17 protein-coding genes and 1 pseudogene are annotated in these 15,105 nt (G+C 71.6%); 14 read left to right on the top strand and 4 right to left on the bottom strand.

Annotated features, from left to right (window positions below; translation table 11 throughout):
* Window positions 1–459: 459 nt before the first annotated feature.
* A complete protein-coding gene (locus AB0F77_RS41055; RefSeq protein WP_358079831.1) occupies window positions 460–669 on the top strand; it encodes a YozE family protein in 210 nt (69 codons plus the stop codon).
* A gap of 147 nt (window positions 670–816) precedes the next feature.
* Here the strand turns inward: AB0F77_RS41055 and AB0F77_RS41050 are convergent, their stop codons facing one another.
* The 4 genes from AB0F77_RS41050 to AB0F77_RS41035 form a co-directional block, all read right to left on the bottom strand.
* Entirely contained in the window at window positions 817–2,457 is a 1,641-nt protein-coding gene (locus tag AB0F77_RS41050) for an ATP-binding protein (protein ID WP_361959200.1), read from the bottom strand.
* A 181-nt stretch (window positions 2,458–2,638) separates the two neighbouring features.
* On the bottom strand, window positions 2,639–3,598 hold the full coding sequence (locus tag AB0F77_RS41045) for a bifunctional DNA primase/polymerase (RefSeq protein ID WP_361959197.1): 960 nt from the start codon (window positions 3,596–3,598) through the stop codon (window positions 2,639–2,641).
* 283 nt (window positions 3,599–3,881) lie between these two features.
* On the bottom strand, window positions 3,882–4,430 hold the full coding sequence (locus AB0F77_RS41040; protein WP_358079811.1) for a UTRA domain-containing protein: 549 nt from the start codon (window positions 4,428–4,430) through the stop codon (window positions 3,882–3,884).
* A 12-nt stretch (window positions 4,431–4,442) separates the two neighbouring features.
* Window positions 4,443–5,219, bottom strand: a complete 777-nt coding sequence (locus tag AB0F77_RS41035) for a GntR family transcriptional regulator (protein WP_358079809.1) — start codon at window positions 5,217–5,219, stop codon at window positions 4,443–4,445.
* Window positions 5,220–5,585: 366 nt separating this feature from the next.
* On the opposite strand from AB0F77_RS41035, the gene AB0F77_RS41030 reads away from it, so the two are divergent.
* The 13 genes and pseudogenes from AB0F77_RS41030 to AB0F77_RS40970 all read left to right on the top strand — a co-directional run.
* A complete protein-coding gene (locus AB0F77_RS41030; protein WP_361959192.1) occupies window positions 5,586–6,092 on the top strand; it encodes a hypothetical protein in 507 nt (168 codons plus the stop codon).
* Window positions 6,089–6,331, top strand: a complete 243-nt coding sequence (locus AB0F77_RS41025) for a hypothetical protein (protein WP_358079841.1) — start codon at window positions 6,089–6,091, stop codon at window positions 6,329–6,331. Before AB0F77_RS41030 ends, AB0F77_RS41025 begins: the two co-directional genes overlap by 4 nt.
* Window positions 6,328–7,728, top strand: coding sequence for a DUF2637 domain-containing protein (locus tag AB0F77_RS41020; protein WP_361959189.1), 1,401 nt, complete (start codon window positions 6,328–6,330; stop codon window positions 7,726–7,728). Before AB0F77_RS41025 ends, AB0F77_RS41020 begins: the two co-directional genes overlap by 4 nt.
* Window positions 7,729–7,731: 3 nt before the next feature.
* Entirely contained in the window at window positions 7,732–8,112 is a 381-nt protein-coding gene (locus AB0F77_RS41015) for an RRQRL motif-containing zinc-binding protein (RefSeq protein WP_358079819.1), read from the top strand.
* A gap of 87 nt (window positions 8,113–8,199) precedes the next feature.
* A complete protein-coding gene (locus AB0F77_RS41010; protein ID WP_361959186.1) occupies window positions 8,200–10,482 on the top strand; it encodes an FtsK/SpoIIIE domain-containing protein in 2,283 nt (760 codons plus the stop codon).
* Between the two features lie 239 nt (window positions 10,483–10,721).
* Window positions 10,722–11,444: a hypothetical protein gene (locus tag AB0F77_RS41005; protein WP_361959183.1), complete on the top strand. Its 723-nt coding sequence runs from the start codon at window positions 10,722–10,724 to the stop codon at window positions 11,442–11,444.
* Between the two features lie 164 nt (window positions 11,445–11,608).
* On the top strand, window positions 11,609–12,463 hold the full coding sequence (locus AB0F77_RS41000) for a DUF4097 family beta strand repeat-containing protein (RefSeq protein WP_358079719.1): 855 nt from the start codon (window positions 11,609–11,611) through the stop codon (window positions 12,461–12,463).
* A gap of 53 nt (window positions 12,464–12,516) precedes the next feature.
* Window positions 12,517–12,894 (top strand): hypothetical protein, encoded by a 378-nt coding sequence (locus AB0F77_RS40995; protein ID WP_358079717.1) that lies wholly within the window; start codon window positions 12,517–12,519, stop codon window positions 12,892–12,894.
* Between the two features lie 123 nt (window positions 12,895–13,017).
* Window positions 13,018–13,263: a hypothetical protein gene (locus AB0F77_RS40990; protein ID WP_358079715.1), complete on the top strand. Its 246-nt coding sequence runs from the start codon at window positions 13,018–13,020 to the stop codon at window positions 13,261–13,263.
* Between the two features lie 70 nt (window positions 13,264–13,333).
* A complete protein-coding gene (locus AB0F77_RS40985) occupies window positions 13,334–13,837 on the top strand; it encodes a hypothetical protein (RefSeq protein ID WP_358079713.1) in 504 nt (167 codons plus the stop codon).
* Window positions 13,838–13,854: 17 nt separating this feature from the next.
* The gene (locus AB0F77_RS40980; RefSeq protein WP_358079711.1) at window positions 13,855–14,022 is read left to right on the top strand and encodes a hypothetical protein; all 168 of its coding nucleotides are present in this window, start codon (window positions 13,855–13,857) and stop codon (window positions 14,020–14,022) included.
* Entirely contained in the window at window positions 14,019–14,666 is a 648-nt protein-coding gene (locus AB0F77_RS40975; RefSeq protein ID WP_358079709.1) for a hypothetical protein, read from the top strand. Before AB0F77_RS40980 ends, AB0F77_RS40975 begins: the two co-directional genes overlap by 4 nt.
* Before the next feature lie 339 nt (window positions 14,667–15,005).
* Window positions 15,006–15,105: pseudogene (locus AB0F77_RS40970) on the top strand (transcriptional regulator); the annotation flags it as partial.

Genomic DNA, 15,105 nt, shown 5'->3' with positions numbered 1-15,105 from the left:
CAGCGCCACCCAAAAGCGGGGCGCGGGGCGAGGCGGTGCGGATCGTCGCCGTCTGCGGCTCGGAGTCGATCACTTTCTGTGGATCGGGGCGGCGTCCCGGCAGGGACGCAGGGACGCAGGGACGCTCTTTTCCCCTACATCTCTCTTCTCTCTGCTTCTTCTTGTCATTCCAACAGAGATGAGGGGGTCAGATGCGTCCCTGCGACCCTCCATAAGCCGCATAAAGGACTCGCGGCAGGTCAGAGGCAGGGACGCACCAGGGTCGCACCAGGGACGCACTGCGTCCCTAGGGACGCACTTGGCGCCCCAAGGGACGCACATTTCACAGGTGCGTCCCTGAGTGCGTCCCTCCCCAGGGACGCAGGTGCGCCCCTGGCTCCTCTCACGCTCCGTGATCACTGTCGGCGGCCGGCGGTAGGGTGCGGCCACCGGATCGGCGGACGACGGAAGGACGGGCCCGTGGCAGGCTTCGGCGGCTGGCTGGCACAGTTCACGCAGGTCAACGGCGCTATCGGCGACCTCGCCCGGGACGCCGCGGCAGACCCGGACTGGCCGGACGGCCCGGACGACCTGGAGACGTACACCGACCACCTCGAAGCCGCCGGCGCCTCCGAGGCCGCGCTCGACACCCTCGCCGACGCCTGGGCCCGGTACACCGCCGGGAGCTGACCGCCCCTCCCCCGCCAAGACGCGCCGACAGGGCCGCGTCTGCCTGCGGATTCGCGTTCAATCAAGCTAGATAGTCCGCCCCTGGGTGCGGGTACGCCGAAAGCCCGCGCGTGCTCGGCACGGCGGGTCGGCGGTGGCGCGGTGGCGCTACGCGGTGATGGTCTCCTGGACCGGCTCCGGCCGCTCAGGCTCGGCGGACGGGACGGGCTTGGGGATGTAGGTGATGTACAGGGACCGCTTCCCGTTCGACTTCGAGCGGGCGATGTCGACCCCGAGCTTGTCGAGGTCGGAGGCGACGCGGTTGATCCGGCCGGACAGGGCGCCCGGGGTGCGGGGCCACTTGTCGTTCGTCATGCCGACCTGGCTGGTGAGTTCGTCCAGCAGCTCGGCGGTGGTGCCGTCCCACGCCTGGACGCCGTCCTCCGGCCGGGCGGGCATCCGCTTCATGAACGTCAGGAGCTGGGTGGCGACCTGGTTGGACTCCACCACCTCTTCCGCCAGCTCGGTGCGCTGCTGGAGGTAGTCGCGCAGGATCGACTTCTCCGGCACGCCGTACACCTCATCGAGCGCCGCCATGATCAGGCCGTAGTCGGCCATGCGGGGCAGCGGGATCTCCCCGCGGTCCGCCCGCTCCCGGATCGCCGGGAGCTTGTCGAGGACCTGGACCAGGAGGTCGAGGAGCGCGCCGAGGATGCGCGGGTGGGCTTCGTCGTACGCCTCCCACAGCGCGGTCTCGGTCCGCCGCTGGGTGATCCGGTCGAGGTGCACCGGGATCATGCGGTCCGCGAGGTCGCCGCGCAGCGTGCCGACGTCGATGCCGTTGACGATCAGCACCCGGCGGAACTCCTGGACGGTGACGTCCGAGTCGGAGTACAGCGTCCGCTTCACGTTCGCGTCGCCGGTCGCGGCGCGGCACATCGCGTCCGACAGCCACTCCGGGATGCGGCTGAGGTTGTCCAGGCCGACCACCCACGAACCCACGGCCGCGGTCGACCAGTCGTCCGGGTCCTTCGGCGTCGACCGCGCCGGCGCCGCGCTCGGGTCGATGAGCTGCACGAGCATCTTCGTCGCCGTCGACTTCGCCGTGCCCTGCTCACCGGAGAGGAACAGCAGCGGGTGCGGGATGCCCGGGACCAGCCCGGAGGTCAGCCACGACACCATCAGCGGCCACGACTCATCGGTCACGTTCAGCAGCTTGCGCAGCTCCCGCAGCGACCCGCCCGCGACCGGCACCGGCAGCGGCTGGGTGAGCTGGGAGCGCCGGAACAGCGGCTGGCCCTCGGCGGCCGGCGCCACCGACCACCCCGTGCGGGTGATGGTGACGACCGTGCCGTCCGCCCGGCCGAGGTCGAGGACCAGGCCGTCCTCGGGGCGCTTGCCCAGCGGCGCGACCCGCAGGTGCAGCGGCACCGGGTCCTCCGCCTGCGCCCGGCCCTCGATGGCGAGCATGGCGTCGGCCAGCGCCGACGACGACGCCGCCTTGCCGTGCAGGCCGTAGTACGTCCGGGCCAGCTCGGCGCGCAGCGAGATCCGCCCGCCGCGCAGCAGACGCGCGATCCGCGGCCCGTCCTTCGGCACCGCGTACAGGTCGCCCGCATCCGACGTGCCGAACTCGTACCGGCTGTCCGCCATCGCGATGATCTGGTCCGCGACGCTCATCTTCTCGCCGCCGCCGGCGGACGCGCCCTTGCCCTTGCCGCGCTGCGCCGGGGGCGTCGCCGAGGTCTGCGCCTTCCAGGCCCGGAAGGCGGCGAGGTCCTCGGGGCTGAGGTTCATGTCCTCGCTCATGCCGCACCCCCGCTCATCAGCGGGCGACGCAAGCAGGTCTGCGGGGGTACGACGGTCTCGCATTCGAGGCCACTCCTCGGGTGCCGGGCCCCGGGGCGGTGGTGCGTCGCCGGGGCCGTCATCAGTTCCGAGGCGTGGTGTACGTGGCGCTGAGCCTTAGTGTCCTGGGGTACCGGTCGCATCAGGCGGCACCGCCCATCCGGCGCGGACGCGCGAGGCCGGCGGTCATGCCGGACCGGAGCGTCTTCTCGATCTCGCGCGGGGTGTCGACCCCGAGCCCCGCCGCCTGCGCGGCCTCCGTCAGGTGCTCCTCGGCGACGGCCTGGTCCACGAGCCCGGCCGCCACCAGCTGGCCCGCGCGGTACGCCGCGAGGTTCAGCCGGTTGTTCCGGCCGCCCGCCTGCTTCATCGCCGCCAGCTCGTCACACTCCGACCGCAGGATGCCCGCGGCCCACCGCTGCTCGCGCGTGCCCTGCCGGGTCATCTCCCGCAGCCGGGCCACCACATCGGCCCGGCGCGGCGCTCCCCCGGCTTTGGGTGGCGTCGGTGCAGCCGTGATCAGGGTCAGCAGCCACTCCGGCAGCACCGCCGGATCGGTGGGGCTCCGGTCCTCGAGGACGTACGGCGCCCCGTCGACCTCCGAGCCGATGCCGACGACGTAGCCTCCCGCCGCCCGGGTGTCGAGGCAGAACCCGAGGGTCCTCGCCGTGTTGCGCACCGCCGCCCCGGCTGGGGCCCGGTAGACCAGGTGCCGGCCGCCGCTCGGCGTCCGCACCGTCAGCGTCGGGGTGATCCGCGCGCCAGGAGTCCGGGCAGCGAGGGAGTCCAGCATCGTCATGCCGTCCACGATCTCCGGGGAACCGGACACCTCCCCCTCGTGCGGCACGTCCAGGTCGAGCGCGACCAGGCCCGAGGGCCCGCACGCGACGCCGATGTTGAACGGGGCCCGGCCCCACGTCCGCTCGATCAGCTCGGGGTCGCGGGTCGCCCGCTCCTCCCAGTTCAGCCAGCGCGGCTCCTTCGCACCCACCAGGAGCGGGTGGACATACATCCCGCGCTCGGCGTACCGCAGCGCGCTGGCCAGGAGCTTTGCCCGCAGTACCGGGATTGCCGTTTTCCTCTCCCAGGACTGTGGTGGCATCGGGGCCGATCCATCTCGTACCCTCATGAGTGAGCGTCCTTTCTCGTACCGCTCGAACCTCGCCGGGATGCTGGTCCCGGCCTTGCTGTAACCGAGGCGCCCTGGCAGGGGCGCCTTCGGCGTTTCTGTGGGCCTCATGGTGCACCCACATACGCTGTTGATCTTCATCGTTCACGACGGTCGGGGATGATCCATCCCGTTTTGCGGCGTCAACGATGGTGCGGCGTGACCGCGTCGTGATGTGAACTGAGTGTGGGGCCCGGAGTTCCGGGCCCCACGGACGTCAGCTCAGCGGCGTGCTGAAGCGGAGGACCCAGCCGGGCCCCGGACGGTGCACCGTCACCTCGACCGCGCGGCCGTCGCCGGTGTGCGCGATGTGGGTGATCTGCAGGAGCAGGCTCCCGACCTCGACCCCGAAGGCGTCGGCCTCAACCTGGGTGGCGGGGTACTGGACGACCTCCTCGATGACCTCGGTCTGGGCGAACCCGGCCTCAGCCATCCGGCTGATGATGCCGCCCCGGCCCGGGTCGGGGTTCTCGATCCCGGCGGCCTCGGCGACGTCCAGCGGCACGTACGAGTCGGCGAGCTGCACGAGCTGGTCGCCGTTGTACATGTGGCGGGCCCGGACGACGGTCTCCTCGGTCTCCGAGATACCGAGGATGGCGGCGACCTCCGCCGGGGCGGGGCTGCGACGGATCGCGGTCTCGACCCGAGGGGTGCCGCCGAGCCGCTTGATCTCGGTCTCGAAGGCGCCGCGGCTCTCGCCGGACTCCCGGCGCTCCTTCAGGTACCGCTCGGTCGCGTCACGGACGATCGCGTTCTTGGTGCTCAAGGGTGGGTCCTCTCAGGATTCGTGCTGGTCGATGGGCCACTCGTAGCTGAGCGACCAGAGCGTGGTGGGCAGGACGTGGATGCAGACCTCGACGGCCCGGCCCTCGGAGGTCAGGCCGACGTGGGTGATCTCGTAGACGGAGCGGGATGCCGGGATGCTCAGGGCCTCTGCCTCTTCCTTGGTCGGAGGCCGCACGTCGATCTCTTCGCGGATTCGGACCTGAGCGTGGCCGGCCTCGGCGAGCCGGGACTTGCTGCCGCCTTCGCCGGTGTCCTGATCTTCGAGCTGGGTGCCGAAGGCGACGTCCCCGGGGAAGTACGAGGTCGCGACCTGGACGACCGACTCGTTGGCTCGCATGGTGCGAGCCCGGACCAGGACCTTCGCGGCGTGGTGGGTGCCCAGGATCTTGGCGACCCGGGCGGGCGGCTTGAGACGGCTGATCACCGTCTCGGAGTACGGCGTCATGCCCAGGCGGGCGATCTCGCTGGCGAACGCGCCGCGAGCACCATCCTCCTCGCGGGCGGCCTTGATGTACCGGCCGGTCCCGTCGCGGTGGATCTTGCCGAGGATCGGGGAGACGAACGTGCCCTCTCCCCGGCGGGAGAAGATCAACCCCTCGTCTTCCAGCACCTTGTACACGTCCCGTGCCGTCTGGAAGGCGACCCCTTCGGCTTCCTGGAGGTCGCGGACCTTCGGCAGGGGGGACCCGGGCGGATACACGCCCCGTCGGATCTTGTCTCGAAGCTCAGCGGCGAGCCGCTGCACCTTCGGGACCTTGCTCTCCTCCACGCCTGCTCCCTCGTCTCTGATTGCGCGTCCCCAGTCTGTCAGAACTAGTTCTGTCTGGATAGCCAGGCCGACCATACCTTGCGTTCGCGTCGTTCGGGAACCGCAGAACTAGTTCAATCTGCCGTGTCGGCGAGACTCTGAACTAGTTCTATTGACAGCGGCTCCGGAGGGTGCCTTAATCGTCACATCGCCCCGCAGAACTAGTTCAGCGGAAGCGGTGAAAGGGACCCGGTATGTCGTCTGTACCCGGGTCTCAGCCATGCCCAAAACGCCAGAACGTGGCCCGACATGGCGCGGCTCTCCGGGTGATCTGCCAGACCGCCGGAGAGCCGCCGGGGCCGTTACACCGAGAGGGGCACGACCCACATGAACATCATCGTCGCAGGCCAGCGCATCGTTACGGACTCCGAGTTCCTGGAGGCCGCGCTGGGCTTCACCCCCGCCGAGGTCGAGCCGCTGGACCTGGCCGAGGAGTTCACCGCCGGCGGACTCGCCAGCCGGGACGCGCTGGACTCCTTCCTCGCCGACCTCCAGGTCGAGACGGACACCGACCGCGAGGACGCCGCGTACTACAAGAGCCTGCTCCGCCGGATGCCGCGCGAACTGCGCGCCCGGAAGACCGTCCCCGCCGCCCCGGCCGCCGCCGTCGTCGCCGAGCTGGTGGCCGCCGACGACGCCCTCGGCTTCGAGGCCGACGACATCACCGCCGACTGGACGGCCGCCGACTTCGACTCGTACGAGGTCCTCGCCACCCTCGGCACCACCGACCCGGCCGCCGCCGTCGCCCGCGCCCGCGCCCCCCGCGCCGAGCGCCGCGCGGTCCGCGCCGCCCTGCGCATCGTCCGCAACGAGATCCCGGCGGTGGCGGCATGAAGGTCCTCGCCCACCTCGCCCTGTTCCTGCTGACCGTGCTGGAGATGACCCTCGGCGTGATCGCCGGTGTCGCGGCTCTGGTCAGCGTCATCACCGAGATGGTGGCCCGCGCGACGGCCGCCGGCGGCGACACCTTCGCCCGCCACGCCCGCGTCCGCCCCGTCTCCCCCCGACTCCGTACTGAGCTGGCGACCGTGCTGTCCGGGATCGCGACCCCGGCGGCTGGAGGTACCCGATGAGCTACCGCGAGGAGCGCCGCGCCGACGCCGCGGCCCAGGCTGAGCAGTCCCGGAAGGCCGCCGAGCTGCGCGCCGAGCAGGCCCGCGAGGACCGCCGCCTCGAACTGGAGGCCAAGCGCGAGGAGAAGAGGCTCGCCGCCGAGCAGAAGCGGCAGGACGAGGAGTCCAAGGCCGAGCGGGCCCGGAAGGACGCCGAGGCCAAGCGCCGCCAGGAGCTGGCGGACAAGCGGGCCAAGCAGCAGGAGAAGGACCGCAAGAAGGCCGCCCGCCGGGCCAAGGTCAGCAAGCTCACCGGCTGGCTGAACCGGAACCCGGTCACGGCGTTCGTCGGCTTCGTGATGGTCTGCTCGATCGTCCCGGCCGTCATCTCGCAGATCGGCGCCCTGTCCGACGCCGGGGTGTTCGTCCTCCTGGCCGCGCTGCTCTCGGCGATGCTGGAGGGCACGGCCTGGGCCCTGACCTTCATGGGCAAGGCCGCCGAGGACGCCGGGCGGCCGGCGGGCAAGTACCGGGTCGCCACCTGGGTCACCGCGTTCCTCGCGGCCGGGGTCAACTACTGGCACTGGGCCGAGGCGCTGCCGGGTCACGAGTGGGTGGCCATCGTCTTCGCCGCGTCGTCCCTCATCGCGATCTACCTGTGGGACATGAAGACCCACGGGTCGCACGGCAAGACCAAGGAGGAGCGGCGCCAGGAGAAGGCCCGCAAGAAGCACCTGAAGGACCGGCGCAAGCACCACAAGGACATCGCCGAGGAGGCGGACCGGCTGCTGTCGGCCCTGCCCTTCGAGGCGGTCTCCGACGAGGAGGCGTTCGCCACCGCGTGGCGGATCAAGAAGGGCGCCGAGCCGGGCCTGTCCGCCGAGGTCTACGCCGACGCCACCAACGCCCGGGTCGCCCTCGGGGCCGCCTTCGAGCTGGGTGAGCACGTCCGCCCGGAGCTGGTCCGCGCGGGGATGCTCGCGAGTCTCTACAACCCGCTCCCGCACCGCCTCTCCGAGGGCATCCCGACCCTCGGTCCGGCCCTCCCGATCCCGGCTCTCCAGCGGCCCTCTGAGGGCGCTACAGCCCTTGCGGGAATTGGGATGTACGGGTCTGAGGCCGCAAGCGAGAAAGCCAGCGAGAAGGGCAGCGGGAAGGCTTCTGGGAACGATGGCGATGACGCCAGCGGGAACGGTCGCCGGGGCCGGTCGGATGAGGAGCTGGAGGCGCTTCTGCCGGACGCGCTGAAGGTCGCCGCCGAGCTTGTCGCGGAGGGCAACCAGATCTCCGCTGCCGCCCTGTCGAAGCGTCTGGGCATCCGCCGGGACGACGCCCGCCGACTGCGGGACCGGGTCGTCGCCGAGCGCAAGCTCCGGCTCATCGACGGCGACGCGGACACCGCTGCGGTGGGGGCCTGACCGATGGCCCGCCGGATCGCTGATCTCTGGGACCCCGAGGGGGAGCGGCACGACGTGCCGACCTTCCCCTGGGGCCTGGCCCCGAAGGGACTGGCGACCCGCGACCAGCTCGTGGCGAAGGGGCTCCGGCCCCGCGGCCCGGCCGTCGCGCAGGTGATGTGGTTCAGCCGGAAGTCGCCGGCGGAACCGCGGTTCGCCCGCCTCTACGAGATCGACCGGGCCACCCCGCCCAAGCCCCGCTCCCCCGGGCAGCTCGCCTCCCTCGCGGCGGCGCTGCGGGCCCGGAAGACCTGCCCCGAGTGCGGCCAGGTCAAGGACTACTGCATCGCCCGCTCGCTGGGGGCCTGCACCCCCTGCGCGGACGGCTTCACCGCCGCCGCCTGATCTACCGCCCCCGAAAGCGCGGGGCCCGGCGCCTCCCTTCCACAGTCGCCGCCGGGCCCCGCTTCCTCCCGAAGGAGAAGGACCAGCATGACCGAGATGCCGACCGGCCCGCGCCCCGACAGCAAGGACCTGGCCACCGTCACCTACGTCCACGGAGCGGGGCCGGCCACCGACACCAGCCCCGCTCCCGCTGCCCCCGCTTTGGGTGGCACGACCGAGGCCACCGACCGCGCCGCCGTGGTCGAGTCGGCCCGCCGAGTCCTGGAGGGCACCGTCACCCCGGCGCCCGCCGAGCCGGTCGAGAAGCTCGACGTCGACCTGGACGCCTTCGACGACCGTCCGCTCATCCCGGCCTGGGCCAAGACGCCCGAGGGCTGGGCCATGTACTCCGGCGTCCTGTACCGCTCCCGGCTGCGGGCCTACCGCCGCTGGGTCCGCCGCCAGCGCACCGACCGGGGCCACGCCGCGCAGTTCAAGCGGGGCGCCCGCCGGGTCCAGGACTGGGTGGTCGGCTTCGAGGGCGTCCAGACGCAGGCCCTGGCCCACCAGGCGTACATCGCCGCGAGGGAGGCCCGCGCCGCCGCGAAGACCGCCCGGTTCACCCCGGCCCTGATGAAGAACAAGAAGGAGGTGGCTCTCCGGGAGGCCGACCGCACCCAGACCGTGGCTATGCAGGCGGTCAGCGCCCACAAGCAGGCCAAGAAGTACCGCCGCCGACTCCGGGCCCTGCGCGCCGGTGCCGCGTACGGCCCGCCGCTGGCCGCGATCGGCTCCGGGTACGCCACCGCCGGAGGACTCGGTGCGACGGCCGGCGCCCTCGCCACCTTCGCGGGCGGCGCCTTCGCGGGCCGCGAGGTCGTGGTCGAGGAGACCGACTGGTCGGCGGACTGGCGCTCCCTCGGCGACGGCGACCCGATGTCCGCGCCGATGCTGGACGAGGTCTTCCGCCGCGCCAAGGTGATCGGCTCCGAGGAGTCGCTGCACATGGTCCAGATGCCCATGCTGGACGCGCGCGGCGCCTGGTCGGCGATTATCGACCTGCCGCCCGGAATTCCGGCGAAGAAGGCAATGCGCGCCCTTTCGGAAATCGCCTCCGCTCTCGGAGTCGAGGACGCGCAGGTCAGCATGACCAAGACCAAGGGAAAGGGCGCCCGCGCCGGTCGCCTGGAAATCTACGTCTCCAAGGACCTGCCCTTCACCGAAAGCGCCGAGGCGGGCCCGCTGCTCGCCCTGGAGGCGGCCACCAACTTCTGGGGTCGCATTGCGATCGGCCCGGACGTGCGCGGCCTGCCGATGTCCATTTCGGTGGTCGAGCGCTCCGGCCTGGTCGGCGGCGAGCCCGGCGCGGGTAAGTCGGCGTCCGGCAACGTGATCCTGCTGGCCGCCGCGCTCGACCCGCGCGTGATCCTGTGGCTCGCGGACGGCAAGGGCGGCGGTGACCTGGAGCCCTTCGAGGAGCTGTGCGAGTGGTTCGAGGGTGACGCCGACCCCGAGGCGTTCTACGAGATGCTCAAGGCCGCCGTCGCCGACATGAAGGCGCGATACGCCCTGCTCAAGAAGCTGGGCAAGCGCAAGGTCACCGAGGAGCTGGCCAACAAGTACCCGCTGCTCCGGCAGAAGCTGCTGTGGGTGGACGAGCTGATGTTCTACACGACCGACGACGACTTCGGGAAGAAGATCACCAAGCTCCTGCGCAACCTGGTCTCCCGGGGCCGCGCGGCGGGCATCGTGACCTTCTGCGCCACCCAGAAGCCCGGCAGCGACGTCGTGGACACCAGCCTCCGGGACCTGCTGTCCATCCGGTGGGCGCTGCGCTGCACCACCCCCGAGGCGTCCGACACCATCCTCGGCAAGGGCGCCGCGGCGGCCGGCTACTCGGCGAAGACCATCGAGCCGGAGATGCGCGGCGCCGGTTTCCTGTGGGCCGAGGGCTCCAACCCGGCCCTGGTCCGCGCGGACTACTACACCGACGACCAGGTCGAGCTGCTCATCAAGCGCGCGTGGGACCTGCGCGACGCGGCCGGCACTCTGCCGGAGGGCCCGAAGACCCTCGCCGACCAGCTCCGGGACAAGGCCGAGCCGGACGCCGACGTCCTCGCGGTCCTGGTCGACGTCTTCAACGCGTACGACCAGGAGGCGAAGGAAGAGGACGCGACCGGCGAGGTCGACTGGCTTCCGGGCACGGTCCTGGTCGACGCGCTCAAGGCGGCCGGGCTCGACATCACCCCCGAGAAGCTGGCCCGCCTGGTGGTCCGCGAGGACGCCGAGAAGAAGAAGCGCACCTGGCAGGACAGCACGTCCGCGCTCAACGGCTACCCGCTCACCGCCGTGCTCCGGGCGGTGCAGTCGAAGTACGGCCTGACCGCCTGAGAACCCGGATTCACCCCGGACGGCCGCCCGGAATGCCCCGGTATCACCCCGGACCGGGCGGCCGTCGACCCGGACGGCACCCCCCTCGACCTGGACGGGCCCCGTCCAGGTCGGGCCGGGTCCGGTCCAGGATGCGCACCCCTTCTGACCTGCATCGATGCCAAGCCCGTCCGGGCCCAATCCAGGTCGCAGCACCGCCCAAACCCTGACAAACCGCGAGAGGCGAGGAGAGACCTCCGATGGACGTGAAAGCCGACCTGAAGCTGCAAGGGATGGCGTACGTCGACGGCAAGGAGCTGCTGTGCGCCGGGTGCGGCAACGGCTTCTCCCTGGAGATCCACAAGCACGGCTTCCGGGAGGTCTACCCCGCCTGGATCTGCTGCCTGTCGTGCGGCAGGGGCGAGGACTCCGGCGTCGTCACCAACGGCCTGGTCGACGCCGTCCTCGCCTCCCGCGCCGCCCGGATCAAGGACGACGACCGCGACGTCTTCCGCGCCGAGTGGCGCGGCACCGTCATGACCGGCCAGATGCAGCCGCTCCTCGACATGTACGAGCTGATCCGCGCGGCGAAGGCCGTGAAGGAGGGCGTGGACCAGGTCGTCGCGCCCGAGGCGAAGCGGTGGTGGCGCGGGAAGAAGAAGGCGGCCAAGGCGCAGGTGAGGCAGAAGGCCGGCGCGGTCACCGGCGCGGTGAAGGGCAAGGCGAAGGAGGCCGCCGACGCCGCGGGCGACAAGGCGGGCGAGGCGCTGAGCACCGCGAAGGCCACCGCGCTCACCACGGCCTGGACGCTGCAGACCGGCGGGGCCGGGCCGACCACCAGCCAGAAGCCGAAGCGCCGGCGCTGCACGGTCAAGGGCTGCCGGGGCGGCAAGGTCACCATTTCGACCCGCGTCCACGCGGCCACCGGCAAGACCTCCGAGGTCAAGATCCCGTGCGGCGTCTGCCACCGCAGCAGCTCCTGACGGTCACTCTCCCGGAAGAAATTTCCGGGCGCTGACCTGCACGAACACCCGCTATGCAGACTCGGAGTCTGCGAATCACTGGACATGCAGACTCGGAGTCTGCATCCTTGAATTATCGCAAGCGAAAAAGCAAGCGAAAAAGCCAGCGATCCGAGGAGATCACCTTGACCACGCAGACCTTCACCGCCACCGCCGCCGGTCCGATCTGGGCCGACGTCATCAGCCACATCGGCACCGTGAACGTCACCGTCGACCGGACCCTGAAGAACGCGCTGATCACCGTCAGCACCCCCGACGAGGAGGGCCCGGTGGCGGACGCCGTCCGCGACACCACGAGCCGCGAGCACACCTCCAACGGCGTCAACGTCCTGGAGGTCCGCGTGCCGAAGGTGAACGGCGGCGGCAACACCTTCACCGGCGGCGGCGGGTTCAGCACCACGACCATGACGGTCGGCGGCAACACCTTCACCGTCTCCGGCTCCGGCGGCGTAAGCATGGTCGGCGGCGACATCTACATGGGCGGCAAGAAGATCGTGGAGAACGGCCGCGTCATCGCCGAGCAGGGCACGGTCGTCGGCGGCGCCGGCGGCTCCGGCACCGTCACCGTCGACGTCCGCCTCCCCGAGCTGTCCTCGGTCCGGCTGGACACCACCAGCGCCGACCTCGACGTGCGGCGCGGCGACCTCCAGGTCCTCGACGTCCAGTCGGTCTCCGGCGACGTCCGGGCCAAGGGCGTGCACACCCTGCGCGGCAACCTCACCTCCGGCGACCTGGAGGTCGAGCGGGTCGAGGCCAAGGTCGACATCAGCTCCGTCTCCGGCGACCTGGAGATCGGCGCGTACAACGGCAGCGACCTGCGGGCCAACAGCGTCTCCGGCGACATCGACGTGAGCACCACCCCGGCCGCCACCGGCTTCTTCACCGCCAGCACCGTCTCCGGCGACATCGAGGCCCGCGGCGCCCACCACCTCAACCCGCGCCTGAGCACGGTCTCCGGCCGCGTCCGCCCCCGCCGCTGACGCCAGCGAACCCGCCAGCAAATCCGCCAGCGAAAAAGCAGACAGGAGACACCGTGCCGAACGCACTGACCAGGTGGTTCATGGCCCTCCTCGGCAAGTCCTGGGCCTACGAGTCCGCCGAGGACGTCCGCGAGGTCATCGCGAAGGAGAGCTTCGACTCCCTCCCGGAGCGTGCCCAGGCCCACGGCAAGGGGGCCCGTCGACTGACCGACTCGTACGCCTTCCAGCCCGGCCTGGTCGACCTGCACGACGAGCTGCACGACACCTGGCACTACCTCACCGCGCTGAAGGCCCGCGCCCGCTACCTCGGATACGGCGCGCTCACCGAGCACCTGGAGAGCGCCGCCGACTCGACCCGCGACGTCCTGGAGCAGGTGGCCAGCGCCGCCGAGGCGACCGTCCCGGCCCCCGAGATCCCGCTGACCAGGTAGACACGCCCCGGGGCGGCCGTCACCCGGCCAAGGACCACCGGCCGCCCCGGGCCCCGTATCCCGCTCCGAACGGCAGCGGGGGGAGCCCCATCGTCCCTCACGACACCGAAGGAGCCCGCTGTCATGGCAGCTCAGCCCGACCAGGAAAGCCGCACCGCCGCGAAGGCCCGCTTCACCGAGCTGAAGCAGGTCCGCGACCAGGCGCACGAGGACGCCGAGAAGGCCAAGACCGCCGCCGACGAGGCGATGTGGAAGTCCATCGCCGCCGAGCTGGACGCGGGCAACGCCCTCCAGCTCGACGTCGTGGAGGCCACCGGCTTCTCCCGCGACCACGTCCTGCGCCGCACCAAGCCGTACCGCCAGAACTGACCGCCCCGGCCCCCGGGTCCGCCCGGGGGCCGGCGGTCTTCCCCCGAGACAGAAAGCCGAGGTCGCCCCCGTGAGCACCGAGAACCCCGCCGAGAGCCGCCCGCTCAGCGAGTCGGAGGCCGAAGCCGAGGCCCGCCGGATCATCGAGGGCCTGTGGAAGTCCGAGCCCGTGACGACCACGACCTCCTACGTCGACCGCACCGCGGTCCCCGCGTACGGCACCGCCGAGCCGGTCCACCAGGAGGACCACCGGATCGTGCCCGCGTGGGCCGCCGGGGTGGCCGTCGCCTCCATCGGCGTCGGCGCCGGCATCACCGGCGTCGGCTGCGGAGTCTGGCTCGTCTGCCAGGGATTCGCCGCCGTCACGCTGACGTCCGTCCTGTTCGTGACGCTCCCCATCGCCGCCGTGGCCGCCGTCGTCGTCGGGATCGGCTCGGTGGTCCGGGCGGTGAAGGCCGCGAACGTCACGACCCACCACCACTACTCCGGGCCCGTCCACCAGCAGAACAACACGCAGGTCACGAGCCACGGCGGCAAGTGGTTCGGCCGGTCCAACACCACCGTCAACCACTGACCCGGGGGAGAGACACGATGGCGAGCAAGAAGGCCCTGAACCCGCCGGCGGGCGAGTGCCGCCAGTGCTGGCTGCACGCCTACGACAGCCGCGAGCAGCACAAGCACCTGAAGCCGCGCGAGGACTGCCCGGCGTGCGTCGACCACATGCGCAACGGCCACGGCAACATGATCGTGGGGCGGTGACCACCATGCCGCTGCCCTGGATGAGCCGCGCCGACCGGCGCCTGTGGAAGTCCGCCCGCACCGTCCTCGACCTCGGCGAGCTGATGGCCCGCTGGCTGGAGGGCACGATCGCCTCCCGCCCCGGCTACCAGCCGCGGTTCGGCCCCGACGAGGAGACCGCGCACCTGGTGCCGACCCTTGCCGCGCTGTGCCGGGCCGGGTACGTCACCACCTGCTCGCAGCCCGGCCTGGTCGGCACCGGCGCGGACGGCCTGTGGTGGGAGCAGCGCGCCGCGGTCGAGCTGGTCGTCACCGACGCCGCCCTCTTCCACCGCCTGGTCGACGCCGCGCACGCCGCCGGGCTGACGGTCCGGATCAACGACCGCCGCCGCGACGGCGGCGTCCAGGAGCAGCCCGTCGTCGTCACCACCCGAGACGGGGAGCCGATGACCGCGTTCGGCGGACGGATCGGCCGCGCGGACATGGCCATCCAGTGGCCCGGCCTCGACCCCGGCCTCTACGACCAGGTCGCGCACGGCACGTACGTCTCGATCGTGGCGCCGGAGTACGGCACCGCCGGCGAACGGCTCTGGGTCGTCCTCGACTTCCTCACCGGCCTGCGACGCCAGGAGTCGGACGACCCGTGGGCCCGGCCCGCCGGCTGACCCGCGCCCGGCGACGCCGCCCCGGCCAGCGCCCGCCCTCCCCCGCTTTTGGGTGGCAGGAGACCAGCCCGGAACCGGCCGTAAGCCCGGCCGCTTCCGGGCTGTGTGCTGCGCGGCCCGGATGAGACCCACGCCACGCTCCCTGTGGTCCCCGGGAGCGGACAGCGCACGCGGCCCGCGAGATTCTTTCGGGGCCTGACCAGCACAGACCCGCCCTATGCAGACTCAGAGTCTGCGAACCCCTAGACATGCAGACTCGGAGTCTGCATCCTTGAATTACCGCAAGCGAAAAAGCAAGCGGAAACAACAGCGGGAAACCGCAGAGGGAGACCAGCATCCATGAGCGCAGCCGCCGTGTTCGCCGCCGTGTTCGTCGCGCTGTTCATCGCGCACTCGGTGGGCGACCACTGGGTCCAGACCTCCCACCAGGCGGCCCACA

The sequence above is a fragment of the Streptomyces sp. NPDC026672 genome, from assembly GCF_040638185.1.
Classification (GTDB): domain Bacteria; phylum Actinomycetota; class Actinomycetes; order Streptomycetales; family Streptomycetaceae; genus Streptomyces.
This window is presented reverse-complemented; position numbering and strand designations above follow the sequence as displayed.

What these genes read in the sequence shown, in the direction of transcription:
- AB0F77_RS41050 (WP_361959200.1), bottom strand. Translation starts at nt 2,457, where the DNA reads ATGAGCGAGGACATGAACCTCAGCCCCGAGGACCTCGCCGCCTTCCGG.
- AB0F77_RS41045 (WP_361959197.1), bottom strand. Translation starts at nt 3,598, where the DNA reads ATGCCACCACAGTCCTGGGAGAGGAAAACGGCAATCCCGGTACTGCGG.
- AB0F77_RS41030 (WP_361959192.1), top strand. Translation starts at nt 5,586, where the DNA reads ATGAACATCATCGTCGCAGGCCAGCGCATCGTTACGGACTCCGAGTTC.
- AB0F77_RS41025 (WP_358079841.1), top strand. Translation starts at nt 6,089, where the DNA reads ATGAAGGTCCTCGCCCACCTCGCCCTGTTCCTGCTGACCGTGCTGGAG.
- AB0F77_RS41020 (WP_361959189.1), top strand. Translation starts at nt 6,328, where the DNA reads ATGAGCTACCGCGAGGAGCGCCGCGCCGACGCCGCGGCCCAGGCTGAG.
- AB0F77_RS41015 (WP_358079819.1), top strand. Translation starts at nt 7,732, where the DNA reads ATGGCCCGCCGGATCGCTGATCTCTGGGACCCCGAGGGGGAGCGGCAC.
- AB0F77_RS41010 (WP_361959186.1), top strand. Translation starts at nt 8,200, where the DNA reads ATGACCGAGATGCCGACCGGCCCGCGCCCCGACAGCAAGGACCTGGCC.
- AB0F77_RS41005 (WP_361959183.1), top strand. Translation starts at nt 10,722, where the DNA reads ATGGACGTGAAAGCCGACCTGAAGCTGCAAGGGATGGCGTACGTCGAC.
- AB0F77_RS40990 (WP_358079715.1), top strand. Translation starts at nt 13,018, where the DNA reads ATGGCAGCTCAGCCCGACCAGGAAAGCCGCACCGCCGCGAAGGCCCGC.
- AB0F77_RS40980 (WP_358079711.1), top strand. Translation starts at nt 13,855, where the DNA reads ATGGCGAGCAAGAAGGCCCTGAACCCGCCGGCGGGCGAGTGCCGCCAG.